Origin of the sequence: Aeoliella fuhlenseeensis (assembly GCF_052161615.1) — a bacterium.
Lineage (GTDB): Bacteria > Planctomycetota > Planctomycetia > Pirellulales > Lacipirellulaceae > Aeoliella.
On the sequence record NZ_CP197417.1, the window covers coordinates 3,665,223 to 3,690,041 of the forward strand.

Consider the following 24,819-nt stretch of genomic DNA (forward strand, 5'->3'; position numbering starts at 1 on the left):
CCCCACCGCCGATTGATACCGCTCGGAACAGCAAGGAACTGGTCTGTGGAAGGAACGCTCGAAAACGTCGACCCGCTGGACTCGCGGCAGTTCGTTATCGCCATCAAGCGATTGGCGACCAGCCTGAGCTACGGCAACGACCGCTCGCCCTTCCTCGGGTCGGGACTCGAGTACGCACAGTCACGCCCCTACCAGTTCGGCGACCCCGTGCGAAGCATCGACTGGCGCGTGACCGCCCGCGTGGGAAAGGTATTCGTAAAAGAGTACGAAGCCCCCAAGCGATTGCCGTGCTACTTGCTCGTCGATACCTCGGCATCGATGACGGTGAGTAGCGGCCGGCTTAGCAAGTACAGCATGGCGGTGCAGATCGCTGGCGGAATCGCCTTTGCGTGCCTCGACCGCGCGAGTCCCGTGGGCGTTGTCGCCGTGGGTGGCCGAAGCTTGCGAGTCGAACCGAGCTTGTCGAAGACTCAGATCCTTCAGTGGTTCCATTTACTTCGCAACTTTCGCTACGACGAACCGACCACGCTGGGCCTACGCGTTCGCCAGCTCTCACCGCGATTGCCCGGAACATCTTTGATCGTCGTACTCAGCGATTTACACGATCCCTGGGCGGTCCCCGCGCTCAAGCAACTCGCCGAACAGCACGATGTCGCGGTGCTCCAGTTCCAAGACCCCGCCGAATCCGGCGTCCGCCGCGCCGGGTTCTTGCGGGCGAGCGAAGCGGAGTCGGGGAAGACTTTCACCACTCGCTCGGGACGCAATTGGTTGCCCGGCGACCCCATTGCCGCGGAGTTCAAACGCAGCGGCATCGATCACCTGCTACTCCGAACCGACCAGCCCTTCCTATCGCAGCTTCGCAATTTCTTCTGCTCCCGCGGTCTCCTAGGAAGGACGGTCCGATGACCAGAACACGCACCAGCCACCTGAGCGCTCTTTGCATCGCGCTATTCGTCATGGCGAGTGCCGCAGTGCGTGGCGAAGAAATCGCCGCCGCGACCACGGTTGGGGTTCCCGCGACCATCGAAGACCACGTCTTGCCCGGCCCCGAGTTGGAAGTGAAACCACTCGCCGACCGCGACGCCCCGTTCGTGCTGCGTATCGTCGAGACTTATCCGCACGGCGAGTCGCATCGCTACACCTTAGAGTACTACGCCCTGGAGCCCGGCAGCTATAACCTGATCGACTACCTGCAACCCAAAGACGCACAGCCCGCCGTCGTGCTGCCAGCGATTCCAGTCAACGTCGAGGCGGCGTTACCTCCCGGACAAGTAGAACCGAATGCGCTGAAGCCTTCTGCGCTCCCCAGCGTGGGCGGTTATCGCATTTGGTTGACAGTTGGAGTTCTGGTGTGGGTCGTGGGGGCTTATGTCCTGCTGTTCGTTGGCCGTAAACCCGATCCTGAACTCGAAGCCGTCGCAAACGCCCGTCCGCAGTCGCTTGCCGATCGTCTGCGACCCACCATCGAAGCGGCTATCGCCGGTAAAGTGAGCCACGCCGAACTCGCCGAGCTCGAACGAGGTCTCTTCGGCTACTGGCGTACCCGACTGGGCCTTAACGCCTTGCCGACCAATGAAGCGCTGCGCGAGGTGCTGAAGCATCCCGACGGAGGGCAGCTGCTCCGCCAATTGGAAGTCTGGCTGCACGATCCTTCGCGGAGCGAGCAGGTCGATGTTAGCGAGTTACTGGAACCCTATCGCAATCTACCGAGCGACGCCTTGCAGCCCCTGCAACCAGCGGAGGTGGCGCGATGAGTTTCCGACTTCACTGGGCGATCCTCCTACTGTTACTCTTGATTCCCATCGCCATCCTGATCTGGCAGTGGTGCCGGCGAAGGCCAGCGGTCGTGATGCCGTTCGATCATGGCAAACCGGGCCAAGGACGCTGGTTGCAAGGTCTGCTCAACGTGGCGGCGTCGCTCCCCGCGCTGCTGCTAATCGTGGTGATACTCATCTTGGCCGGTCCCATCCAACTCACCGAGCCCGAGGTCAAACGGCGGCTCACGAACATCGAGTTCTGCGTCGATATTTCGGGCAGCATGATGGCGACCTTTGGCGAAGGCAACCGCTACGACGCTTCGATGAAATCGATCGACGAGTTCCTCGAAATCCGGCAAGGAGATGCGTTTGGCCTGACGTTCTTCGGCAACGAGGTGATGCACTGGGTGCCGATCACCACCGACGCCTCGGCCATCCGCCACGCCCCACCGTTCATGCGTCCCGAAGTGGCTCCTCCAATGTTTGGCGGAACCGAGATCGGCAAAGCGCTACTCGCCTGTCAGCGGCGACTCGTCGAAACCGACAACGGCGACCGCATGATCTTGCTCGTTTCCGATGGATTCAGTTTCGACCTGGGTAATGGCAACGACATGGACATCGCCAATCAACTGAAAGAGAACAACATCGTTCTCTACGCCATTCACATCTCCGAGACAGAGATTCCCGACCCCATCATCAACATCGCCGCTTACACCGGTGGCTCGGCCTTCGCTGCCGATGATGTCGCAGGACTCGCTTCCATCTTCGGACGTATCGATTCGATGGAACAAGCGCAGATGGAACGCACGTCGGCGGACGCGGTGGATTACTATCGGCCATACGCCCTTGCGGGGCTTTCGATCATGGGGCTGGCTCTCGTTGGTTCGCTGGGGATGCGATACACACCATGGTAGCCGAAATCGCCGCACTCGCCGTCCTCGCCTTCGCCTTACTGGCCGAGTGGCTGCACGTGCGGCGTTCGAGGCAGATCGCCATGCTCGCGTTCGGCCCCACCGCCCGTCCAAGCGCGCTAGCGTGGATGGCTCCTTTGCTCATCGCCCTGTCGAGCGCGGCGGTGGTGTGGGGGTTGGTAACGCTGCTGCTTCTGCCGCCGAAGGTCCACACAACCGGTCAGATTGCCGAAGGGGAGATGAAGCACTTGGTCCTGGTGCTCGATGTCTCGCCCAGCATGCTGCTGGTGGATGCGGGCCCCGATGGCAAGCAAAGTCGACGCCAGCGGGTGCACAGTTTGATGACCTCGTTCTTCGAACGCGTGCAACTGCCGAACTATCGCACCTCGATCGTCGCGGTGTACAACGGCGCCAAACCGGTGGTCATCAACACGAAGGACCGCGAAGTCGTTAACAACGTGCTGGACGACTTGCCGCTGCACTTCGCGTTCACACCCGGCAAGACCGATCTGTTCGCGGGGCTCAGTGAAGCGGCGGAGATTGTCCGACCGAATCCACCCAAATCGACTACGCTCCTTCTGCTCAGCGATGGCGACAGCGTGCCGGCCACCGGCATGCCCGAGATGCCGCCGTCGGTTGAACACCTGATCGTCGTCGGCGTCGGCGATCTGGTGGTCGGCAAATTCCTCGATGGCAAGCAAAGTCGACAAGACGCCGCCACGCTTCGCCAAATTGCCATACGCCTAGGTGGTGTTTACCACGATGGCAATAAGAATCACCTCGGTACCGATCTCATTCGCACCATCGCCGCGGCCGAAACCCAGGGAGTGCTTGACCAACTATCGCGGCGAGAGTTTGCCCTCGTTGCTTGCGGCGTGGGGGCTAGCTTGTTGGCGCTATTGCCCGTGCTGCTGCACTACTTCGGCACTTCGTGGCGTCCCGGTCTCCGAAAAACGACGGCACAGGTCGCAAGAACGACGCCTGCACTCTCGCGGAATACTGATCGACGCACCCCTGCAAGGTCTCTATAATCACGGATGATCGTGCACCCACCCTCTACCGTATACAGGAGTTCGCAATGCGCTTAGCCATGTTGCTGGCCTGGATGGCCGTTCCGCTGTTGTTCGCGTTCTATCACTTCGGTCCGGGGCAGGACGCTGTTAGCAACGACTTGGCGGGTACACAGCTTCGCCAGGCTTCGCTCGAACTCAAGGACGGTAACTGGAACGTCGCCGACGCGGCATGCACCGAAGCACTCGCTTCGCTGAAGTCCGACGATCGTACGGTCGAGCAACGCATTCGCCTGGAACGCGCTAAGGCACGCATGCTCTCTCAGCAACTGCCGGCTGCCTACGACGACCTCACTTCGCTGTTGGGCGAACTCGAATCCCAGAAGGACGCCGATCCTCAACTGCTTGCCGAAACCCAATCGGCCATGGCGTCCGCCGAGTACTACGTGACTTGGCTCATGCGACTCGAAGGCGAACCGCGTGAGAACTGGGAACTCGAGATCGAGGCCTCGCGGCAACGTTATCGGATGCTGTACGAGCAAGCCAAGTCCGCCGGCGACGACGACGCCGCCAACGAGTACGCCGAGAACGTGGAGGCTGCCGTGCGACTCGCGCGGATGGACCTCACTGATCTTGAAGCCCTCGACCTCCCCAGCCAGTGCAAAAGCTGCTGCAGTGGAAATTGCAACTGCAAGTGCAAAAAGCCAGGTAAGAAGCCCGGCGGAAAGAAGAAGTCGGAAGACGCACGAGGCGCCAGTTCCGGCCCGCCGGCCGATGGCAAGGGTTCTTAATCCCCCGCCAAGGCTACCCATTCGATTCGCGATTGGATCGCGTACTGCTCCGTAGGCTTCGAGGTCGAAGCCTACGGGTCCTGCGCAATTCCATCGCCTTGGAACCGAGAAGATTTCCGATGAGTAATATGGCTTTCGCGCGCGTTGTTACCTCGAGCGTCTTGACACTGGTAGCGTGCACGACCGCGGTCCAAGCGCAGACCGCACAGCCCGCTCGAGCTCGCGCGGTGATCAGCCCTGCCATTCGTTTGCAGCTTAGCACGCGAGCGGCCGGCAACGGAGTCGCCGCCCCCGTTGCGGAACTCGACCCTGCGATGGTGAGCGAATCGCCAGACGGTCCTGCTATCGACGCCGCCAAGGTTTCGCCGGAGAAGACACAGCTCATCCAGCAACTGCAATTCAACCGTCGACCTTCCGCCATTCTTCTGGCTTGGCAAGAGTTCGAGCAAGAGAAGGCCACCAAAGAGGCAGAAGCGAAGAAGGCCGACGCCGACGCGAAGGCTGAATCGAAGGAAGCCAAAAAGGACGCCGAGAAGCTGAACGAGGATAAGCCAAAGGTAGACAGCGAAAGCTCTACCAAGGACACCGCCGAGGACGACGCCGACGAAGCTCCCGCTAAAGTCAAAGCAACCGAAGAAGGCAAAGCCGAAGAAGGCAAGGCCGAACAGGCAACCGCCGCAGAAGGCGAAGCGGAAGCAACCACAACGGAAAGTGAAGAAGGCGCAGAGAAATCCGGCGACGAGGCCACCGGGCTCGCAACAGAGACAGCCGCTGGCGGGGCGAAGAAGAAAGTCACCAAAGAGGGAGCGGAGGTAGCAGACAAGGAGAAGGGCGAAGGCGAAGCTACCGCAGAACAACCCAAAGCCGAACCACAAGAAGACCTTGCCGAATTCGCTAAGCAATTGAAAACTCTGCAGCGTGATGTGACGCTGGGCAGATGGCCGGAGGTCGACACCTTCCTTGCCAGCTTGGATGAACCGACGGCCAAGCTGGTTTTCAATCAGATCCTAGCATCGCTCGCAACCACGGCGAATCAGCCTGTTCCCGATGCCTCGCCTGAGGTTCAGGCTCAGCTTCAGCAGCTCATGCAGATGCAGAATCAGCAGGGAGCGCCGATGGAAACCAACATCCTCTCCGCGGACGACTTTCTCGCTATCGCCAAGTTGGCACCAGTAAAGCTCGAGAAGGCGCAAGTTCGAATGCTTGCGCGTTTGGTGTCGGTTTACGTTTCGAGCGGTTACATGATCGATGATCTGATTGATCGATTGAAACTTGAGCTCGAAGTGGCCGAAGGCGAGAGAACCTGGGACCGCCTACAGCTGGCCGAATTACTAATCGCCTCGGGCAACACGCTCAAGGCCGAGCCATTTCTTCCAACGATCGACGAAGCAATGGAAGGCGAGCAATTCGAGGCCTTGATTCAACTCTCGAAGTTCTACCACGCTCGCTACCGTAAGGACCATCGCAAGAACGATCTGGAGCAAGCCTGGAAGACAGTGCAAGCTATCTTAGACGTCGATACCGTTGCAAAGGACCAGTACGCCGAGGCACTAAACCGGGCCATCGAGCTCGCGCCTCAGGTCGAGGAAAGCCTCGGCCAACAATGGCTGAGCAATGCGTTTGGTCAGAATGGAGAGCGCGGCGTTAAGATCCTCGCCATGATTGGCCGCCAGGCTGCGACTTCGCTCCAAACGCGAGCGAACTCGGCCTCGCAGCGTTTGCAACTGTTGAAACTACAATCGACCGCCGCCGAAGCACTGGTAGAGACGTCGCCGGAACGTGCCAAAGAGTGGCACGAGAAGATGACGCTCCTCGCGCGAATCTGGCTGCGAGAGGCCGAGGTTTCCTATAGGTTCGACAACTCCAGTTCGCGAAGTCCAGCGCTTCAGCGAGACGTTTATGGCAATTTCTTCTATCTCAACTCGCCCGAAATGATGGGCCAGCAGCAGCGCCAGCAGAACCAGCCGCAAGCCATCACGGTTGACGAAGTGCTGAAGGTCCAGCCGAGCGATAAGTGGATGGAAGTAGTGGCCGAGGAACTCAAGCCGCAGCTTCACAAGCAGATCGCGCAACTGCTGCTCAAGGTGGGCGAAGACGACGAGGCATTTCCCTACATCGAACAGCTCGCAAAGTCGCATCCCGCGCTCGCCGAGGGACTAGTCGCCGAGTTCTTGCGAGTGTGGACCGACAACCACGATCCCAACGCCAATCGCAACCGTACCAACAGCTACATGTACATGTACGGCTTCGAGCAGCGTGCCGAAGGCATCCCGCTCACGCGGTCGAAGCAGGAGCGTAACCTAAAAGAATTGTCGGCACTGATCCGCCGGCTCAACGCACTACCTCTGAAGCACGTCGACGAGCAACTACTCGTTCGCGCCTTCACCGCCTGCCATAGCTCGGCGGAAGTTTATCGATTGGACGCCATCCAGGAGGTGTTTGGTCCGCTCGGCGAGTTGAAACCCAAGACACTTGCCGTCCTCGCCGAACAAATGCGAAACAACCTGTCGGGCATGTGGCGAGCACCGGCAACGCAAACTCAAGCGAAGACAAATCGCAAACAGCAAGACATCGCCGCCGAAGTTCAACGTGGATACCAAGTGGCGTTGTCCGTGGTCGAGGGCGGTCTCGCCCAGCATCCGGAGGACTGGTCGCTGACCTTGGCGAAGGCCGCGCTGCTGCACGATGCCAATGCGTTCCGGCGCGAGCTTGCCCCCGATGCCGAGTTCGTGTCGCGTCTCGAAAATTCTTTTGGCGACTTCCAGCGGGCGGCCGAGCTGTACGCGAAGACCGTTGGCGACATTCGCGAGGATGAGGAGACCACACGACCGTTCGAAGTGTGGTACTACGCCAGCATGGGGGCCTGCGATCCGAACCGGCTCGACCAGAATCAACCTCGAGACCCGAAGCAGATCGAACTCATCCGCACCGCCATCGAGTCACTTCCGGGCGAGGCCGCCGAACGGCACATGGCTGCCTTCGCGAATACTCTGTTCACTCGAATCAGCAACGTCAAGCCGGCGTTGAAGTATCGCTATCTCGAAACTGGCCTCGCGATCGTCGGCGACAACGAACGGGCCGCCGAGGCACGTAAAATCTTCGACTACTACGCCGACTTGGTGACAGAGATCAAGCTTGAGACTCGCATCGACGGCAACGATCGCGTGGGCACCGGCGAGCCGTTCGGTGTGTTCGTGAACATCGTGCACACCCGCGAGATCGAACGCGAATCGGGCGGGTTTGCTCGTTACCTGCAGAATCAAAACAATGGCAGTGTGTACTACTACAACTACGGCCGTCCCCTGGAGAACTACCGCGATAAATTCGAGGAGCAGGTCGTCGCCGCTCTGGGCGAGCAGTTCGAAGTACAGTCGGTGACGTTCCAAGGCGAGGACGTGAATTCCCGCTCGCTGAAAGAAGATGGTTGGCGTTACACGCCCTACGCTTACGTCTTGCTGAAAGCGAAAGGCCCCGAAGTGGACAAACTCCCGGCGCTGCAGCTCGATCTCGACTTCCTCGACACGTCCGGCTACGCGGTGCTCCCCATCGCTTCGTCGCCGTTGCCGATCGACGCCAAGGCAAAGCCCACCGAGCCTCGCCCCGCCGCGAAGATTGAGATCACGCAAACCCTCGACGAACGACAAGCCGAAGAGGGAAAGCTGGTTCTCGAGATTAAGGCGACCGCGCAAGGACTGGTACCGAGCCTCGACCAACTGCTCGATCTATCGCCCAGCGAATTTGAAGTGACCGACGTAAAGGACGAAGGCCTCTCGGTTTCGCGTTTCGATCCCGAGAGTCCCAACAACCAGGTGATCTCCGAGCGGATGTGGATGGTCACTATGAACGCCAAGGATGGACTCGCCGCGCCACCGAAGACTTTCGAGTTTGCGGAGTCGAAAGCCGACCTGCACGAGGTCGTCTACCAGCGATACAACGACGCCGATCTCCTGGCGGTCGGTCCATCGATTCAGCTCGAAGAACGCTACCAAGCGTCGGCCTCCACGAACTGGTGGTGGATCGCGGGAGTGACCGCGGTCGTTCTCCTGGGCCTCGGTGCCATCATCGCGGCAACCTCTCGCAAGCAGCAGGTTGTAACTCACGACGAGTTCGCGGTCCCCGACCGCATCACTCCGTTCACGGTCCTCGGCCTGCTCGATCGCATCGAGTCCCGCAATGGCATCGACCAAGTGAAGCTCGGCGAACTCGAATCCGCCCGCCGGTCGATCGTCCAGCACTACTTCGAGAATGAAGCCAGCAGCACCCCCGACCTCGAAGACATTGCAAATCGTTGGTCGAGGCAAGCTCGGGGCTGAGCGAGGGGCGACGCGAAGTCTGTATCTCCCAGACGCCTAGGCGTGGCGGTGCCCTGCTTCCGACTCAAGAAACTGGGCTGACTTTGACGATTATTCCGGTACGGCTATTTGCGGACGCTATGCGCCCGCGTGAACTTCGCCCGACTGGAAGAACCAGAGGCAAATCGTGAACCCTCGGTTACGCAATGCCTCGCCTTTTCCCGTTTCTCTCTCAGTCGACCAGACCTCCGCGGTATCAGCGACATCGAATGCTTGCGCTCGCTGGGGGCCTGCTAGCATTGCTCGCGCCTAGCTGTTGGGCGCAGTCGGACTCCATTCGCTTTGACTCACTGCCAGCACCGGCAGAGGCTCCCGCCGAGATTCTACCGGACACGGCGGCCGAGATTGCCGAGCTGCGAGCGCGCATCGAAGCGCTCGAGAAAGAGAAAGCGGATGCAGCTGAACCGAAGGTAGAGAAACCCGCCGAAGCGAAACCACTCGAAACCGAAAGCGAGTGGGTCGACATGTCCACCGACAAATGGAACGTCAAGCTCGGCGGCCACGTGCAGATGGACTGGGTACACTGGGCCGACACGAACAACGACCTGATCCCCGAGTTCGACTACTTCGAGTTCCGCCGCTTACGCCTCATGGCCGACGGCACTGGCTATGGGGTGTACGACTTTCGCTTGCAGATGGACATCGAACCCGAAGGGGGCGACAACGTCTCGACGCCGGTGGTCGACGTGAAGGACGCCTACTTCACGATCAATGAACTACCGCACCACCAGAAGTTCCGCATCGGCAACTTCTTTGTGCCGTTCAGCCTCGAGCAGGTGACCAACGACACCAACAACATCTTCATGGAGCGGTCGATCCCGACGCAGGGCATCTTCTCGGCCGACCGCGAAGTGGGCATTGCGCTGTACGGCGTCACCGACGATCTCGATACCACCTGGACGTTTGGCCTGTTCTTCGACAGCATCAGCGAATCGCTCAAGGAACAGATCGACGACAACACAGGACAACGTATCAGTGGTCGCTTCACTCATCTGCTCTACTACGACGAGCCATCCAACGGCCGCTACTTGGTTCATACCGGATGCGGTGTGCTTTACACGCATGACAAGGACGAGCTGGTACGCTTTCGTGCTCGCCCTCAGGTCCACGAAGGCCCGTTCGTCATCGACACGGGCCAAGTACCCGGCACTGCCTATACGACGGGCAACCTCGAGTTCGCCGTGGTCTGGGGACCGGTCTCGGTACAAAGCGAACTGTTCTTGTCGCATGTCGATCAGATCGGCGCCCCCACCGCTACGATTGGCGGGGCCTACGCGTACCTCAGTTACTTTCTGACGGGCGAGAATCGCATCTATGAGCGGTTCGGTCAGCACGGCGCGCAGTTTGGTCGCAACGTCCCCTACACCAACGTTTTTTGGGTACCTGGCGGTGCTGGTTGGGGTGGCTGGGAAGCGAAGGTCCGTTACTCGAACCTAACGCTCAACGAGATGAATTCAGGCAACTACAACGACGTGACCGCAGGCTTCAACTGGTACTGGAGTGATCGCGTCCGGATGATGTTCGACTGGATTCATCCCATCACCAGCGCCAGCTCCACACCGTACGGCGAAAGCCAATCGGACCTGATTGCCATGCGTTTCGACTTTAACTGGTAAGGTGTTCGCGAGTTTCCACCCAGGGACTTCCTCCATCATGCACACGAATCATTCCCGTTCAGCGTGTCTAGTATTCGCAGCCAGCTTGCTCGTCTGCCTACTGGGGAGTTGCAACGTCTTCGCCTTCGAATGCCCCTGCGCTCGGTGCGGTCATGCCGCGGACTGCCAGAAGATATGCCGCCTCGTCACCGAGACGAAGAAGGTAGAAGTAATCTGCTGGGGCTATAAGGACGAAGAGTTCTGCGTTCCGTGCCCGAGCAACGAGTGCGAACAGCACTGCGAGACGGTTTGCGAGGATTGCGATAAGGACAGCAAAGTCGAGTCACAGCCAAAAGCTCTTGTTTGGACCCGCTGGCTGCCAACTTCGGCGGAGTCGTATACGCGCCGAAAGCTGATGAAACGCGTTACCACGAAGGAAGTCCCGTCGTTCAAATGGGTGTACGAAGACATCTGCGAGAAGTGCGCGAACGCCACACCCGTGGCGAATCCAGAAAGTGCCGTTCGCGTGGCGACTCATGAAGGGAGTGTGGCAGCCAAACCGGCTTCACCGTCCCTGAGCGATGCAACACACCCGCAGCAGCATCACACCCGCTAAGAGCATCCACGCCATTTCAGTCGGCTCCGGTACTCGCGTGGTCGCGACCATCGCCCCTGGGCCAGTTCCGAAGTTGTTCTTCCACACCGCGTAATCTGCGGCGTCGATGGTTCCATTGCCGCTCGCATCGGCCAGAGTTCCTGGCAACACATTGAGCCCAAGCTGATCGCGCCACAGCGAGTAGTCGGCCAAGTTGACGACGCCATCCAGGTTGAAATCGCCTGCAATCGATCCCGTCAGCACTGTCATGCTCAAACTATCGACCGTCGCGGTGACGGTGGATTGCGTAGGAAGGTTCGACAACGTCAGCATCTGCAAGGACAGGTAACGTTCCATCGCCGACAAACTGATCGACTCGTTGGAGAGCACCGTCACTCCGTTGAGCGCTACGGTGACGCGAGGGGTCGCCGTGGTCTCGTCGACCAGCATCTGCACGAGGTAGTCGGGCCCCGCACGAGTGCCGGTGCGAGTAGTCTCGCCGGTTCCCACACCATCGCGTTCGACAACGCGGTAGCCATTGTTGGTGGTGAGCGCGATTGTCAGATCTGCAGCGTCGCTCAGGGGCTCGGCGATTGGCCACGAGTCGTTGAGCGTCATCGCGAAGCCAACCCCCGAGCTCGCGGCACTACCGGTAAGATTGAGATGGAAGGACACCAACCACCGCTCCCCGGCGACTTCGGTACCGAAGTTCCGAATCAGCGTCGCGGCCGGCGAATCGGCTCCCGCGGCACCTTGGACCGCGCGCATGACAAGCTGGCCGTTCTCAATCTCCACCGCCGGATCGCCGGAGGGAGTCATTGCTGTCGTGAACTGATACGGCGAGTCGAGGTTGCCAGTGGCTTGCCGTCCGAGCTCGCTTAGATTGGCGTTCACATCGCCCGATGCGTTGAAGTTGTCCTGAAATACGGTGCGCGACGCCTTCGCGGGTGTTTCGTCGGCGAGCACATTTAGGCGATAGAACTGATTGACGTTCTCCTGCCCGCGGACTTCGACGTAGTAAGTCCCTGCTCCCGGTAGCGCGAAGGCATCGACTCGCTCTTCAGCCCCAATCCCAGTGTTGGAAACGCTCACCACGGGCGTGACGCCATCGCTGGCCAGCACACGGAAGCGGAGATTGCTCAGCGAACTCGCTACCATCGACTGCGGTCCGAACCCTTCCGACGTGAACGAATAGGACGGCCCCACTGGGACAAGCGAGATAGTCGCCCGGCTCGTGAACGGTACGTTCACGCGATACAAGTCGACATCGCTTGTGCCATCGATGGTTACGAAGTCGACCTCTGCCGGCTCGACGATGCCGTCGTCCGTGCTAGAGCCAACCAAGACACTCGTCCCGGGCGCGAGCGCACCAAGCCAGGTGGCCGTAGCGGCCGTGTCGTTGCCCGCTGCTTTCTCGAATCGATCGCCGTAAAGTCTCGTGAGCGCGTAGAGGTCGTCGAACTGAGGACCAAGCGTTGGAATTGTCTGCGTGTTCATCAGCGCGGTAACGCCTGGCACGTTCACGTGCAAGAGACCCAGGGAGTGCCCCAGTTCGTGCTGAAGCACGCCTCCGAGAAGCGCCGGATTCTCGAAAGTATCGTTTGCCGTGTCGAGTACGATGTCGCCACCCAGCGCGGGGAGCGCGCCGCGACCGAGTTCCCCGGGCGAGGGAAAATCAAAACCACCGACCCGTATGTCGGCTTGCGCCCCGCTCGCAGGCGACGTGTTCCACGCCGAGCCGGTATCAGCGACGTACTGGAACGTGATTCCGGTCCTCGATGCAATCGAGGCGAACTGCGACTCGAGAATCGAGAACCACGGTCGCGACGAGTAACCAACCCCGCTGCTCCCCGCGCCGCCGTAGATCCCATCAAGAAACGATATCAGATTGCTGCTTCCGACCGGGCTATTGTTGAGCGTCAGCGCCTGCGAGTCGTTGGCGATACTCCACCGCAGCGTGATGCCATCTCCTTGAGCCAGCGAGCCGCCATCGGTCGCCGTGGAGGTCCACCGATAGCTGTCGGCGAAGTTTGCGCCGCAAGAGATTCCCGCCATCGACAACACGACCAGCGTGGCTGCGGCGCGCAGCACGAGGCGGGCGGAGTCGAGTTGCGGGAGACTGCGGAGCATGCGGGCGGGTTCGTCGCGGGGGCAAATCTCTAGTATAACTGGAGGCTCGGGAATCGGACCGCGTTTGGCGGCCCCAGAAACACTTATTTCGGAGCGTGCGGGATGTTACGGATTGGGATTGCCGGGCTTGGGTTCATGGGGATGATCCATTACCTCAATTACCAGCGAATTCGCGGGGTGAAAGTGGCCGCGATTGCGACCCCCGAGCCCGAGCGACGGGCGGGCGACTGGCGTGGAATCAAAGGGAATTTCGGCCCTCCCGGCGAGCAAATGGACCTTCGCGGCGTCGAGACGTTTGCGTCGGTCGACGACATGATCGACCAGGCCAACGTCGACGTGATCGACATCACGCTCCCCCCTGCCCTGCACGCACCGGCGGCTATCCGAGCGCTCGCGGCGGGCAAGCATGTGTTCTGCGAGAAGCCGATCGCGATGACCATCACCGACGGCATGAAGATGGTCAAAGCCGCGGCGAAGGCTGATCGACGATTGCTCGTCGGGCATGTTCTACCCTTTTTCCCTGAGTACGCTTGGGCTCGTAAGGTCATCGACAGTAAGCAGTACGGCGAAGTGATCGGCGGAGCGTTTCGCCGAGTGATCTCCGACCCGACGTGGCTGCCGAACTACTGGAATGCCGAAAAGGTTGGCGGACCGATGCTCGATCTGCACGTCCACGACGCCCACTTTATCCGGCTGCTGTTCGGCAAACCCAAGTCACTCTCCACGACCGGGCGGATGCATGGCGACCTCGCCGAGTTCTGGCACACGCAGTTTCAGTTCGACTCCGGCGCAACGGTCGAGGCGACCAGCGGCACCATCGAGCAGCAAGGTCGCCCGTTCGACCATGGGTTCGAAATCCACCTCGAAGACGCGACGCTGGTGTTTGAGTTCGCCGTGATGGGCGAGAAGCAGGGCTACCTCTGCCCGCCAACGCTGCTCGACAGCACCGGCAAGGTGAAGGAAGCCAAACTATCGGGCGGCGACCCGATGGACGCCTTCCAGTCCGAACTCAAGGAAGTTGCCCGCTCGCTCGCTGCGAACGAGACCAGCGACCTCCTCGGCGCCGAGCTCGCACTCGACGCCGTGGAGATGTGCCACGCCCAGTCGAAGAGTTTGGCGACGGGGAAAGTAGTGAAGCTGTAACATGGGCAAGTCCGACGAGGCGTAGCTCGTCGGCTATTGCCCACCGCTCACTAACTACTTCATGTGCTTGATGATCGCGGTGCCGAACTCGCTGCACTTGAGCAGCGTGGCGCCGTCCATCAGGCGTTCGAAGTCGTAGGTGACCGTCTTCGCGCCGATCGCGCCGTTCATGCCGGTGATGATCAAGTCCGCGGCTTCGTTCCAGCCTAGGTGACGCAGCATCATCTCACCGGACAAGATCACGCTGCCGGGATTCACTTGATCCTTGCCCGCGTACTTGGGGGCGGTTCCGTGAGTGGCTTCGAAGATCGCGTGGCCTGTGACGTAGTTGATGTTGCCACCCGGTGCGATGCCAATGCCACCGACGCACGCGGCGAGGGCGTCCGAGATATAGTCGCCGTTGAGGTTCAGCGTCGCGATCACGCTGTACTCGGCGGGTCGGGTGAGGATCTGTTGCAGCATCGCGTCGGCGATCACGTCCTTGATGGTGATGGTGCTGCCATCTTTCGGCGACTTGATTGTGCACCACGGGCCGCCATCGAGTTCGGTCGCGCCGAAATCATCCTTGGCACACTGATAGCCCCAGTCGCGGAAGCTACCTTCCGTGAACTTCATGATGTTGCCCTTGTGAACCAGCGTCACCGATTCGCGGCCATTCTCAATGGCGTACTCGATCGCTGCCTTCACCAGGCGCTGGGTCCCTTCCTTCGACACCGGCTTGATGCCGAGGCCGACGGTGTCGGGGAAGCGAATCTTCTTGAAGCGGTCGGGGAAGTTCTCCTTCAGCAGCGACTTGAACTTCTTGCAGTCGTCGGTGCCATCTTCGAACTCGATGCCCGCGTAGATGTCTTCGGTGTTCTCGCGGAAGATCACCATGTCGGTCTTCCCGGGCTCGCGAACCGGCGACGGCACCCCCGTGAACCAGCGCACGGGACGCAGGCAGGTATATAGATCGAGGATCTGCCGCAGCGAGACGTTCAGCGAGCGAATGCCACCACCCACCGGCGTGGTGAGCGGGCCTTTGATGCCGACGAGGTAGGTGCGAAAGTCGTCGAGCGTTTCGTCGGGAAGCCAGTTGCCGGTGGCGTCGAACGACTTCTCGCCCGCCATCACTTCCTTCCACACGATCTTCCGCTTGCCGCCGTAGGCCTTCTCGACCGCCGCGTCGAACACGCGAACGCTGGCCGCCCAAATGTCCGGACCGGTGCCGTCGCCCTCGATGAACGGGATGATCGGTTGGTCGGGCACGTTCAGCTTGCCGTCCTGCATGGTGATCGCGGTGCCGGTCATGTTTGGGTCCTTGGTATTAGAGGTGGATTGGTATGCTTAATTGGTCAGAATGGCTGCACTTGTACGGAGGGCGGGTGAGTAAGTGAGTAGGTGAGTAAGTAAAGGCCATCGCTTGCGACCTACTCACTTACTGACCTACTCACCTAGTCCACCTCCGGCGCAGCCGGCCAAACCGACGATTTTCGGCACCGGCGGGGGGTGGGTCAATGGTCGAAGCCGTCCCGGGTAGCGGATAGTCGCACACATGGTGGCGGTCCAACAAGTTGCACCGGGCGGGGCGGCAAGGGAGAATGGGCGTCTGAAATGCTGCCCTCGGCAACTCGCTTGCCCTCAATCTCATTTGCTGGAGACACTTCTGATGCAAACCTCTCTCTCGCGACGCGACCTGCTGAAATCGGCCACCGTGGCCGCGGCCGGCGTGGTCGCCGGCGGATTTGGCCTCTCGTCCTGGGCCCTGGCCGAGGAAAAGGCCGCCGACGAGCCCCTGTTCCGTATTTCGTTGGCCGAATGGTCGCTGCACAACACCATTAACAGCGGCAAGATGACGAACCTCGACTTCCCTAAGGTCGCCAAAGAAGACTTCGGCATCGACGGCATCGAGTACGTCAATCAGTTCTTCAAGGACAAGGCCAAGGACACCAAGTACCTGACCGAGCTGAAGAAGCGTTGCGACGACCTGGGCGTTCAGAGCCTCCTTATTATGTGCGACGGCGAAGGGGAACTCGGCGCGGCCAAAGAGGTGGATCGTCAAAAGGCCGTGGAGAATCACTACAAGTGGGTCGAAGCGGCCAAGTTCCTCGGTTGCCACTCGATCCGCGTCAACGCTGCTAGCTCGGGAAGCCGCCAGGAGCAGCAAGATCGTGCCGCCGATGGCCTGTCGAAGCTGGGCGACTTCGCCGATCAGTACGGCATCAACGTCCTGGTCGAGAACCACGGCGGGCTGTCGTCCGACGGGGCGTGGCTCAAGGCGGTGATGGAGCAGGTCGGCCGTCCGAACGTCGGCACGCTGCCCGACTTTGGAAACTTCTACGAGTACGACCGCTACAAGGGTGTCGAGGAGCTGATGCCGTTCGCCAAGGCCGTGAGCGCGAAGAGCTACAAGTTCGACGCCGAAGGCAATGAGACGAAGATCGACTATGAGAAGATGATGGACATCGTGCTGGCTGCGGACTACCACGGCTTCGTTGGCATCGAATGGGAAGGTGGCGAACCCGACGAGATGGAGGGCATCCGCCTGACTCGCGATCTGTTGCTGAAGATCCGCGAGGAGCGAACCAAGGCCTAGACCTCTGCCATTTCGGCAGTTCAACTTTTCTGGCTGTACACCACACCGGGCCGGCCGGTTCCTTCGGGGACCGGCCGGCTTTTTTGTGGGAACGATTGCTCTCTCGAAAACTTTTGAAAATTTGCTCAAGTCGCGAATCGGCCTTGTTTTGATAGCACTTTCTTGATACTTACGACGCCCCGCCACCGACTGGACACTCGGCTGATGGGACAGAGGTGCTTGCCTAGTTTTTGTGCACACCGGGGCTGCCTGACCATTGGGCACCGCGTGCATGAAGATAGGCAAGAACCCTGAATCGACGTAAGTGCAAGCATTGCAACAGGATGCATGCATTGGCTTGACAGCATCGGATGATGTCCACAACTGGCGGGCCACCGTGAGCCCCTGACCGCTATCGCTCCCCAAGCACAATGGTATGGAGACAAGTGCCATGACTACCGAACAACAGGAACGTTACCAACAAGTTCTCACCACCGCCCGCCAGCTCGCCGAACGCGATATGGACTGGGTTACCTATTTTCGCGAAGTCCTGGGCATCGATGGCGTTGTCCGCAAGGCTTTCCCGACCTTCGACGAACTCTGCGAATTCGAGAAGTCCGAAGAGTACGCCACCATCCAGCGGATGCTGGTCAAGCTGCGTGAGAAGAAGGGTGCCAACGATTGTGATAGCGAGCCAACTCGCGTGATCACCGTCCGCCTTCCCAAAAGCATGCACGAGTACCTGCGTACCGAGGCACACGACCTTCGTACTAGCATGAACAAGCTCTGCATCTCGAAGCTCCTTCAGGTTGTTGAGCAGGACATGATTCCGGCTGAGAAGACCGCTCCGGCTCGCCGCCGTTCGGCTCCCTCGCCCCAGCCGCTTCCCCAGCCCACCACGCTGAGCATGACCAACGGCACCCCCGCCGGCACCTCAGCCCCCAGCCCGTTCACTTCGACCGGCAGCTCGCCGCTGAAGTCGAACTGGTAAGCAAGCTGTAAGCCATGGGCTGCTAGCTTTTGGCCCTACGCTGAGTATGCGAAGTCTGTCAGCCCGAATCCCCTCCCCTGTTTCTGGGGAGGGGTTCCGGCCGACGACATTTGGCTAATAGCCTAGAGCTAACAGCCAATAGCTCATAAAAAACCAGAGACGACCTGTAAGCCGGGTTTTGTCGTCGCTAGGGTTCCCGCTTGGAGAACGTCTGGCGACGGATGGTCATTCCTCTACGGTGCGAGTTGCCTCGCACCTCTAGCAGCCTACCCGAGAGTCATAGCGAGTCGGGCCGACTCTGCTCTCTGCTTGGCCTTGCGCCGGGTGGGGTTTACCCTGCCAGACGAGTCACCCCGTCCGCGGTGCGCTCTTACCGCACCATTTCACCCTTACCGACGAAGCCGAAGCTTCGCAGGCGGTATATTTTCTGTGGCACTTTCCCTGGTCTCGCGACCGGTGGACGTTATCCACCACCCTGCCCTACGGCGCCCGGACTTTCCTCTCGCCCAGATTCGCATCCGAGCCAGCGACCATCCGGTCGTCTCTGGTGAATCTCCATTGTAGCTCCTCGTGGTGTGGGATGTTAGCTCGCACGCTCCCAGGCGAGCGGGGCCCGTCAGGGCCGTGGTTGTCCGCGTGGTTGAGTCACCTTCCCATCGCGCAAGTTTTGTCGCACTTTCGTGACTTTTTCATTGGGTGCGACTTTATTCTTGAGCCGCAATCTCGCGGGATTGAAAATCCCTCGTAGTTTCTCGATTGAATTCATGGTTTGTCCGATTGAGTGAAATGAGTAATGTCGCAGGGGCAACCCGCAAGTGCGACTTTACTCCTGCTCCCTACCCCAAGTTGTAGCGGCAACTGGATGACGTACGAATCGCAACGACGCCATCCGGGGAGGGCCGAGGTGGGGGCGGAGTTTGCTAGTACATGTTCCCATTAGGTAAGTAGGCCGGGTCAAGCTCCGCGCCGACCCGGCGCTTCCAATGTTCAGTTGACGACACCTCTCCATGGTTGGCTTGGTGGGCCGAGCGTTTTCTAGTCTCACGCAAAGACGCCAAGTCGCAAAGCGACTAGCTCCGAAGGAGCGCGCTTCGACAGGCCAGGGCGTAGCCCTGGTTTGTCAGTTTCTCGAATCAGATGGGTAGCTCTGAAAGAGCGCGTTACGGCAGGCAGTCGCGCATCGGTAGCGCGTCCCTTCGGGACTGCTGTTGTGGTTGTGTATGAGTTCCCAGGACTTCGTCCTGGGCTATCGAAGCGCGCCACTTCGTGGCTACGAGAATAGAACCGCAATTGGTTTAGTACTTGCGGTTGGTTCAGCGTGAATTGCCGGATCGGCGCGGAGCCAATCCTGTTCGGCCCGATGATTGCTGTTTAGCTTTCGGTTGCTTACGGAGTGTGTTGTTGGGAGGTCGAGTGCCTTGGAGTTTAGAGGGAGGGATGGTGTTGTAGCCATCCGCGCAGCAGTCATCCTTCTCGCTGTCGAGAAGACGCGAGTCCCCTAGGCACCCTGCGGCTGGAGTTTCTTAATGTGCGCTAAGAGCTCCTCTTGGTCGGCCATTCCACACAGGTAGTAGCAGATCATTTCGTACGTCCGCAGCGTGGGCTTACGCCCCGTCCACAGGCTGATCAGCAGGCACGCGATGATCGCGCAGTACGTTTGAATCTGGATGCCACGCTCGTCGTGACTGAGCAAGTGCCGGCAACCGAGGATATGCTTGAAGAAGCGGAAGAAGATCTCAATTGCCCAGCGATACTGGTACAGCAAGGCGATGATCGATGCCGGTGGATCGAGCAGGTTGGTTACCAGACGCAGGTAGCCATCGTTGCCGGGAGCCGAATGCGCTTTCCCTCCGCGTTTGGGATGCGGTGTGACGCGAATCGTCACTACCCGTACCGAATGATCGATTCTGCCGGTCTCCTTGGCCTTCAGGCCACCGAGTTGGACGACTTCGTCGCTCACGATCCCCGCGGCTTGGTCTTCTTCGCTTAATGGTCGCGACTCGATGGTCTCGATCCGGCTATTGTCGCGAATCCGGCAGACATAGCTGCTATTCATCTGGTGAATCTGATTGAACAGCGAGAACTTGGCGTAACCGCGGTCCATCACGTAGCAGCAATCGCTGCGTAGATGACGGGCCAGGACCACCCGTTCGTCGTTGTCTCCCCCGTTAGTGCCGTCGGTCACTTCGATGTGTGGCAGGTGTCGATCCACTTCGAACTGGGTGTGCAATCGCCATTTCACGAGGCCCGATCCGGTCTGCTGCTTTAGAACGGCCGCCTCCATCATGCGTGGAAGGGCCGTTAACAAGGTTCCATCGACCAGCATCAGCGTATGGCGGATATCTTTAACTCGTGCATCACGATCCAGCGGCTGGAGTTGATCGGCCAAATCCGCAATCACGCCCTGCAGGGCTTCGGGATCGAACACCCGCGTGGCTTCGGACAGCGAGCCGAGCGAAGCTCGGGGACAGCCTAGCTTCTTCTGTACCTTCTTCAGTTCGCTGGCCTGCTGGATCGCCCGCAGAGAGGAGACGACCGGATTGTAAAAATACAACAGCACCAGCATGCAGTACTGGTCGTAGTGCAACTGCCGATTCCCGGCCCGATCCCGCTCGCACCCCACCTCGTGCAACCGCCCCAACAGCGGAGCAAGCACATCAAAGTACTTTAGCCCCGTTACCTCCCGGGCCTCGACCAACTTGCGCTTAGGACTCGCCATGCAACTAGTAGAATCCACCTGATTCCATCGCGCAAGCCCAAAAATAAGAGCCCCGCTAAGTCTAAACTTAGTGAGGCGCAAATCGCGGGCCGAACAGGATTGGCGCGGAGCTTGATCCGGCCTACGGCTCTATTCCCTAGGCCTCGCTCCTCCGCTTCCCGCACGCCCCACGCGTGCGACGAACAGGATGAATTATAGCGTATGTACATGCACTTGTCAAGCACCCATGTGTACGGGTGGCCATTTTATGGGAAATAGTTGGCGGGGCGGGGATTCAAGTAGCTTAAGCTTCCAGCTGGCGATCCGGCCCAGGCTTAAGCCGCGGAGCGGCGACAGCGCCTAGCCCGGGGCGCGAGCCCCTGGTGGGGGGACGATGTAGGTCGCCGCAAGCCGCGGAGCGGCGGCAGCGAGGATGATCCGTGAGAATCAGTCGGAACTCGCGTGCGTGTTCGGCGGAGATCGTGGCGGTGCAATACCGATGTTACGTTCGCTGTCGCCGCTCCGCGGCTTTCGGTGTGTGGTGGACGGGTGGTCCCGGGGCTCATGCCCCGGGCTAGGCGCTTTCGCCGCTCCGCGGCTGGGGAACGAGGTCGGAGTCACAGCGCGCGAACGAAGTGGGGGAGAGGGGACCCAGAAGGAACACGTGAAGCGCCGTATCGGCGCGGAGCTTGATACGGCCTACTTTTTTGCCGGTTTCGTGTCGGTGATTAGTTCGGTGGGGCCGTTCTTGAGGGGTGGGCCGAGGTCGATGCTGGGCTCTTCCCCTTCGAGCGTTTGTTCGACCCACTTTCGAAACTGTGGCTCGTTGCCTTCGAAGTACCTGGCGAAGTCGCGGCCGGGGCAGGTGGTTTGGCCTTTGGCGACGCGCTGGTGGGTGCTGATGTCCTTCACGGCAATATCATGTTGATCTACGATCCATGCGACGAGCGCGACGGCGGACTCCACTTGCTCCTTGCTGGGCCGCTGCAGTTCGAAGTTGCCCATCAGTTCGACGCCGATGTGGCCGTCGAGGTCGTACTGGGTGTTCGACTCGGGCTGGAACTCCACCGGCCGGCCTTCGAAGATGCGTCCATCGGGGGCGATCATGAAATGGTACGGCAGGTCGGGCCAGTAGGTATTGCGAGGAGGCTGCTCGATCTGCGGCCGCCGCTTGCCCCAGGCCTGCATGTTGCGGACGAACTCCACCGGATCGCGATCGGTAGTCCACAGCACGCCGGCGTGATGAAGCGTGACGAACTTCGGTGTGTGACGCCGCTCTTCGCCGATCGCATCGGGTTTCGATCCCCACGCTTCGGCCGAGACGAAGTTGGCGGGCTTCTCGACGCGCGGCTGGTCGCTAGCCTCGGCGGCAGAGCAAGAGAATTCCACCAGCAGTGTGGAGAGAGTTGCTAGGTAAAGAACTTGCGAAAACGTCATGGCTAGAGAATGGTAAGCGGTTGATGGTCAGGTTAGATACTTTCCGCTAGCATAACCACAAACTAGCGGTGGGGACTCGCGGCTTCCCCTATTGCCTGAGAAATGGAGAAAGTGTTTTGGATCAGCGAATATTCTTATCCATCCTGCTCAGTTCGATGGGCGTGGCCGTGATGGTCCTCGGCTTTTTTTCTCTCCAATCGCTAATGAGCGCCACGAGGGAATCCAGTGCCGGTGACAAACGAGATCCTTTCGTAGCAGGAAGCGTGCTTTCGGCACTATTCAATACCAAACACGAAAACGTCACCTTACGTCGACTCCAGAAACGCACGATCTGGCTATTTTGCGGATCGATGCTTCTACTCTTCGTCGCTCGGCAAGTGTTAATCACAAACACACCTCACTAAACTCCTTGAAAAGCATTGCTTGACCCGCCGCGGATTGCCGCCGACAATCGATGGCACGCGGCGGCGAGGCACTTCAAGTTGGCGATGCGTGGCCGCGAGGCTGACGCTCGTCGGTCTGGGGTTACCCCAGGCGTGGTTGGAGGACTTGCATTTCGTCGCGCGAGGAGCCATACGCTCCACGTATCATTCCTCGCGCGTTACCGGTCTTGTTGAAGTGCCTCGCCGCCCTTTTCTCATGGCTCGCAATCACCTTCGTCGCTTCGGTTTGCCTGAATTCGCAAACGACTTCGAGCTCGCCGAGTGGTTTCGTGTACCTCTGAACCAATTGCAGTGGTTTGCTGACTCGCGCGGTATGGAACGGACAACCGAGCGCGAACCGCTTCGCCACTACCGCTACCGTTTACTCGCGAAGCGTCATGGAAAGCTCCGTCTCATCGAGTGCCCGAAGCCGCGGCTCAAGGCATTGCAGCGCGTGGTGCTACAGGAGATCGTCGAGCGGATTCCACCACATCCAGCCGTGCATGGTTTTCGGAAGCGGCGATCGATCAAGACGAACGCGGAGCAGCACCTTGGCAAACGGGTGGTGATTCGGCTGGACCTCGAAGACTTTTTCCCGACGATCACTGCCGCGCGAGTGCGTGGTGTCTTCACCGGAGTTGGGTACTCGCGCGACGTGGCGCAGATGCTCACGGGGCTTTGCACCAACTCGGCCCCGAGCAATGTGTGGCTCGATGCAACGAAGGGCGATCGCGTGGCGTACGCGCAGGGGAGTCGTTACTCGGCGCCGCACTTGCCGCAAGGCGGGCCAACGTCCCCTGCCCTGGCGAATCTGGTGGCCTATCGCATGGATTGCCGACTTGCAGGACTCGCCCGAACGCTCGACGCCACGTATACCCGTTACGCGGACGATCTAGTCTTCAGCGGCGACGACGAGCTAGCCCGCGGTGCCCGGAGTTTTTGCGCGAGCGCGAGTGCCATTGCGATGGAGGAAGGGTTTACGGTGAACTTCCGCAAGACGCGCGTGATGATGGCGGGCGTCCGGCAACAGGTGACCGGCGTCGTGGTCAACGCCCGCCCCAATGTCGCGCGGGAGGAGTTCGATCGATTGAAGGCCACGCTCACCACTGCATTCGCCACGGCGCGGAGAGCCAGAACCGCGACAGCCATCCCGAGTGGCGGCAGCACCTGATGGGGCGCGTGGCGCACGTGGGGATGTTGAATGCGGGGCGGGGGGAGAAACTCCAGGCGCTCTGGCGGCGACTAGAGTGGTAGATACAAACGCTGCTCATTCATCCATCGTGGCTAACGACGGCGCTGCCAAGCGCAGCCAAGCGAGGTTACCGCCAGGGCAAGCCCAAATGATGAAGGCTCCGGCACAATGGTCGCCGTGAGATAGTACTGCAGAGGCCCAGCAAATTCAGGGTCGACAACTAGGGTCGCGTTGACCACTGTGCCCGGCTTTAAACGTAAACTCTGGGCCCGCTGAATGTCGAAGACCAAATCGATGCTACTATCGTCGGCGTTAGAAATCGCTGAGAACAGATCGTGATCATTGTTTGGAAAAGTTAACGACTCCACCGGCACATTCGGAAGGATCTCGCCGTGCGGGTGCACGTCCTTGAGAACGATGGCTCGTTCGAGCACTCCCGTTCCGTTCGCGAGACCTGGCTGCAACGAGATGGTACTTCCGTGCGATGGAGTTCCCTCCACAATTTGAAGAGCGGTGTCAACGGGAACCTGGTAGAAGTGATCTTGAGGCACGCCTTCGAGCAATGTCTGAATCTTAAGTAAACTACCGCTGGGAACCGTCAGTCTTCCAAGAAACAAGCTCTCTTTGTTTAAGGTCGAGGGCCCTCCCTGCCAGGTTGCCAATATCTCGGAATCATTCACGATCATGGCATGTTGAAAGCTGGGGTCTGTTTCCTCCTGGGTCAGCCCCCCCCATCCTATAAAAGTATCGTAGGCGAGTTCTGGAGCGGTGACCAAGGCGTCCGTTGAGGGAGGAACCATGGAACCAAGCGGGTGCTGATAAAAGATCCCGCGTTCGAGTACTGCCCTCATCGTGAAGGTGCTAATGGTGCCAGTTCCAATCACCTTTAGGTCATAGGTGGAATGGCCCGGAATCGGACGGTAGGTTGGGTCTACGTAGAACTGGAACTCCGCCAAGCTGCATCGACTGCAGGCGAGAATGAGCATCGCGGCCATCGTTGCTTTTCGCATCACCGTTGTCCTTAAGTTCTTGGCGAAGGAGGGGCTAGTTATGCTCGTAAGAAACGGCGCTCCACGCCTATGCGGGTCGATTATACCCCTCGTCAAATCCGTCGAATAGCAGGAAACCCTGCTCGTCCCATAAATCAATGAGTCCTACACACCTAATGCGGCACTCTGGTCCGGCGATTTTCGATTCGTTCGCCGTGAGGTCGATCGATATAATGTCCGAGGGCACCACTC

General features: G+C 59.7%; 16 protein-coding genes and 1 other RNA gene. 11 read left to right on the forward strand and 6 right to left on the reverse strand.

Annotated features, from left to right (window positions below; translation table 11 throughout):
• Nucleotides 1–45 precede the first annotated feature (45 nt).
• The 7 genes from SH292x_RS14470 to SH292x_RS14500 all read left to right on the forward strand — a co-directional run bounded on the left by SH292x_RS14470 (nucleotide 46) and on the right by SH292x_RS14500 (nucleotide 10,437).
• Complete coding sequence (locus SH292x_RS14470) at nucleotides 46–906, forward strand: DUF58 domain-containing protein (RefSeq protein WP_442481723.1); 861 nt, start codon at nucleotides 46–48, stop codon at nucleotides 904–906.
• Nucleotides 903–1,754 carry a hypothetical protein gene (locus tag SH292x_RS14475; protein WP_442481724.1) on the forward strand — a complete coding sequence of 284 codons (852 nt, stop codon included), beginning with the start codon at nucleotides 903–905 and terminating at the stop codon, nucleotides 1,752–1,754. The genes SH292x_RS14470 and SH292x_RS14475 overlap by 4 nt, the downstream gene beginning before the upstream one ends.
• Nucleotides 1,751–2,671, forward strand: a complete 921-nt coding sequence (locus tag SH292x_RS14480; protein WP_442481725.1) for a vWA domain-containing protein — start codon at nucleotides 1,751–1,753, stop codon at nucleotides 2,669–2,671. Before SH292x_RS14475 ends, SH292x_RS14480 begins: the two co-directional genes overlap by 4 nt.
• Nucleotides 2,665–3,699 (forward strand): VWA domain-containing protein, encoded by a 1,035-nt coding sequence (locus tag SH292x_RS14485; RefSeq protein WP_442481726.1) that lies wholly within the window; start codon nucleotides 2,665–2,667, stop codon nucleotides 3,697–3,699. The genes SH292x_RS14480 and SH292x_RS14485 overlap by 7 nt, the downstream gene beginning before the upstream one ends.
• Nucleotides 3,700–3,746: 47 nt before the next feature.
• On the forward strand, nucleotides 3,747–4,469 hold the full coding sequence (locus SH292x_RS14490) for a hypothetical protein (protein ID WP_442481727.1): 723 nt from the start codon (nucleotides 3,747–3,749) through the stop codon (nucleotides 4,467–4,469).
• A gap of 119 nt (nucleotides 4,470–4,588) precedes the next feature.
• On the forward strand, nucleotides 4,589–8,782 hold the full coding sequence (locus SH292x_RS14495; protein WP_442481728.1) for a hypothetical protein: 4,194 nt from the start codon (nucleotides 4,589–4,591) through the stop codon (nucleotides 8,780–8,782).
• A 248-nt stretch (nucleotides 8,783–9,030) separates the two neighbouring features.
• Nucleotides 9,031–10,437 carry an OprO/OprP family phosphate-selective porin gene (locus SH292x_RS14500; protein ID WP_442481729.1) on the forward strand — a complete coding sequence of 469 codons (1,407 nt, stop codon included), beginning with the start codon at nucleotides 9,031–9,033 and terminating at the stop codon, nucleotides 10,435–10,437.
• Nucleotides 10,438–10,981: 544 nt separating this feature from the next.
• On the opposite strand, the gene SH292x_RS14505 is transcribed toward SH292x_RS14500, so the two are convergent.
• The gene (locus SH292x_RS14505) at nucleotides 10,982–13,141 is read right to left on the reverse strand and encodes a dockerin type I domain-containing protein (protein ID WP_442481730.1); all 2,160 of its coding nucleotides are present in this window, start codon (nucleotides 13,139–13,141) and stop codon (nucleotides 10,982–10,984) included.
• 102 nt (nucleotides 13,142–13,243) lie between these two features.
• On the opposite strand from SH292x_RS14505, the gene SH292x_RS14510 reads away from it, so the two are divergent.
• Nucleotides 13,244–14,284, forward strand: a complete 1,041-nt coding sequence (locus SH292x_RS14510; protein WP_442481731.1) for a Gfo/Idh/MocA family protein — start codon at nucleotides 13,244–13,246, stop codon at nucleotides 14,282–14,284.
• A 54-nt stretch (nucleotides 14,285–14,338) separates the two neighbouring features.
• Here SH292x_RS14510 and icd read toward each other — a convergent pair whose 3' ends face one another.
• The gene (icd, locus tag SH292x_RS14515; protein ID WP_442481732.1) at nucleotides 14,339–15,574 is read right to left on the reverse strand and encodes an NADP-dependent isocitrate dehydrogenase; all 1,236 of its coding nucleotides are present in this window, start codon (nucleotides 15,572–15,574) and stop codon (nucleotides 14,339–14,341) included.
• 358 nt (nucleotides 15,575–15,932) lie between these two features.
• Here icd and SH292x_RS14520 point away from each other — a divergent pair, with 358 nt between their 5' ends.
• Together SH292x_RS14520 and SH292x_RS14525 are read left to right on the forward strand one after the other, a co-directional pair.
• The gene (locus SH292x_RS14520) at nucleotides 15,933–16,859 is read left to right on the forward strand and encodes a sugar phosphate isomerase/epimerase family protein (RefSeq protein WP_442481733.1); all 927 of its coding nucleotides are present in this window, start codon (nucleotides 15,933–15,935) and stop codon (nucleotides 16,857–16,859) included.
• Nucleotides 16,860–17,289: 430 nt separating this feature from the next.
• On the forward strand, nucleotides 17,290–17,829 hold the full coding sequence (locus tag SH292x_RS14525) for a hypothetical protein (protein ID WP_442481734.1): 540 nt from the start codon (nucleotides 17,290–17,292) through the stop codon (nucleotides 17,827–17,829).
• A gap of 151 nt (nucleotides 17,830–17,980) precedes the next feature.
• On the opposite strand, the gene rnpB is transcribed toward SH292x_RS14525, so the two are convergent.
• From rnpB to SH292x_RS14540, 3 genes are all read right to left on the reverse strand, one after another.
• Nucleotides 17,981–18,375: RNase P RNA component class A (gene rnpB, locus SH292x_RS14530), an RNA gene on the reverse strand.
• 952 nt (nucleotides 18,376–19,327) lie between these two features.
• Nucleotides 19,328–20,548 (reverse strand): IS4 family transposase, encoded by a 1,221-nt coding sequence (locus SH292x_RS14535; RefSeq protein WP_442481475.1) that lies wholly within the window; start codon nucleotides 20,546–20,548, stop codon nucleotides 19,328–19,330.
• Between the two features lie 678 nt (nucleotides 20,549–21,226).
• The gene (locus tag SH292x_RS14540) at nucleotides 21,227–21,964 is read right to left on the reverse strand and encodes a peptidoglycan recognition protein family protein (RefSeq protein ID WP_442481735.1); all 738 of its coding nucleotides are present in this window, start codon (nucleotides 21,962–21,964) and stop codon (nucleotides 21,227–21,229) included.
• Nucleotides 21,965–22,603: 639 nt separating this feature from the next.
• Here SH292x_RS14540 and SH292x_RS14545 point away from each other — a divergent pair.
• Nucleotides 22,604–23,557 (forward strand): reverse transcriptase family protein, encoded by a 954-nt coding sequence (locus SH292x_RS14545; protein ID WP_442481736.1) that lies wholly within the window; start codon nucleotides 22,604–22,606, stop codon nucleotides 23,555–23,557.
• Nucleotides 23,558–23,670: 113 nt separating this feature from the next.
• Here the strand turns inward: SH292x_RS14545 and SH292x_RS14550 are convergent, their stop codons facing one another.
• Nucleotides 23,671–24,588: a hypothetical protein gene (locus SH292x_RS14550; protein ID WP_442481737.1), complete on the reverse strand. Its 918-nt coding sequence runs from the start codon at nucleotides 24,586–24,588 to the stop codon at nucleotides 23,671–23,673.
• Between the last annotated feature and the right edge of the window lie 231 nt (nucleotides 24,589–24,819).

What these genes read in the sequence shown, in the direction of transcription:
- SH292x_RS14475 (WP_442481724.1), top strand. Translation starts at nt 903, where the DNA reads ATGACCAGAACACGCACCAGCCACCTGAGCGCTCTTTGCATCGCGCTA.
- SH292x_RS14480 (WP_442481725.1), top strand. Translation starts at nt 1,751, where the DNA reads ATGAGTTTCCGACTTCACTGGGCGATCCTCCTACTGTTACTCTTGATT.
- SH292x_RS14485 (WP_442481726.1), top strand. Translation starts at nt 2,665, where the DNA reads ATGGTAGCCGAAATCGCCGCACTCGCCGTCCTCGCCTTCGCCTTACTG.
- SH292x_RS14490 (WP_442481727.1), top strand. Translation starts at nt 3,747, where the DNA reads ATGCGCTTAGCCATGTTGCTGGCCTGGATGGCCGTTCCGCTGTTGTTC.
- SH292x_RS14495 (WP_442481728.1), top strand. Translation starts at nt 4,589, where the DNA reads ATGAGTAATATGGCTTTCGCGCGCGTTGTTACCTCGAGCGTCTTGACA.
- SH292x_RS14500 (WP_442481729.1), top strand. Translation starts at nt 9,031, where the DNA reads ATGCTTGCGCTCGCTGGGGGCCTGCTAGCATTGCTCGCGCCTAGCTGT.
- SH292x_RS14505 (WP_442481730.1), bottom strand. Translation starts at nt 13,141, where the DNA reads ATGCTCCGCAGTCTCCCGCAACTCGACTCCGCCCGCCTCGTGCTGCGC.
- SH292x_RS14510 (WP_442481731.1), top strand. Translation starts at nt 13,244, where the DNA reads ATGTTACGGATTGGGATTGCCGGGCTTGGGTTCATGGGGATGATCCAT.
- icd (WP_442481732.1), bottom strand. Translation starts at nt 15,574, where the DNA reads ATGACCGGCACCGCGATCACCATGCAGGACGGCAAGCTGAACGTGCCC.
- SH292x_RS14520 (WP_442481733.1), top strand. Translation starts at nt 15,933, where the DNA reads ATGCAAACCTCTCTCTCGCGACGCGACCTGCTGAAATCGGCCACCGTG.
- SH292x_RS14525 (WP_442481734.1), top strand. Translation starts at nt 17,290, where the DNA reads ATGACTACCGAACAACAGGAACGTTACCAACAAGTTCTCACCACCGCC.
- SH292x_RS14535 (WP_442481475.1), bottom strand. Translation starts at nt 20,548, where the DNA reads ATGGCGAGTCCTAAGCGCAAGTTGGTCGAGGCCCGGGAGGTAACGGGG.
- SH292x_RS14540 (WP_442481735.1), bottom strand. Translation starts at nt 21,964, where the DNA reads ATGACGTTTTCGCAAGTTCTTTACCTAGCAACTCTCTCCACACTGCTG.
- SH292x_RS14545 (WP_442481736.1), top strand. Translation starts at nt 22,604, where the DNA reads ATGGCTCGCAATCACCTTCGTCGCTTCGGTTTGCCTGAATTCGCAAAC.
- SH292x_RS14550 (WP_442481737.1), bottom strand. Translation starts at nt 24,588, where the DNA reads ATGCGAAAAGCAACGATGGCCGCGATGCTCATTCTCGCCTGCAGTCGA.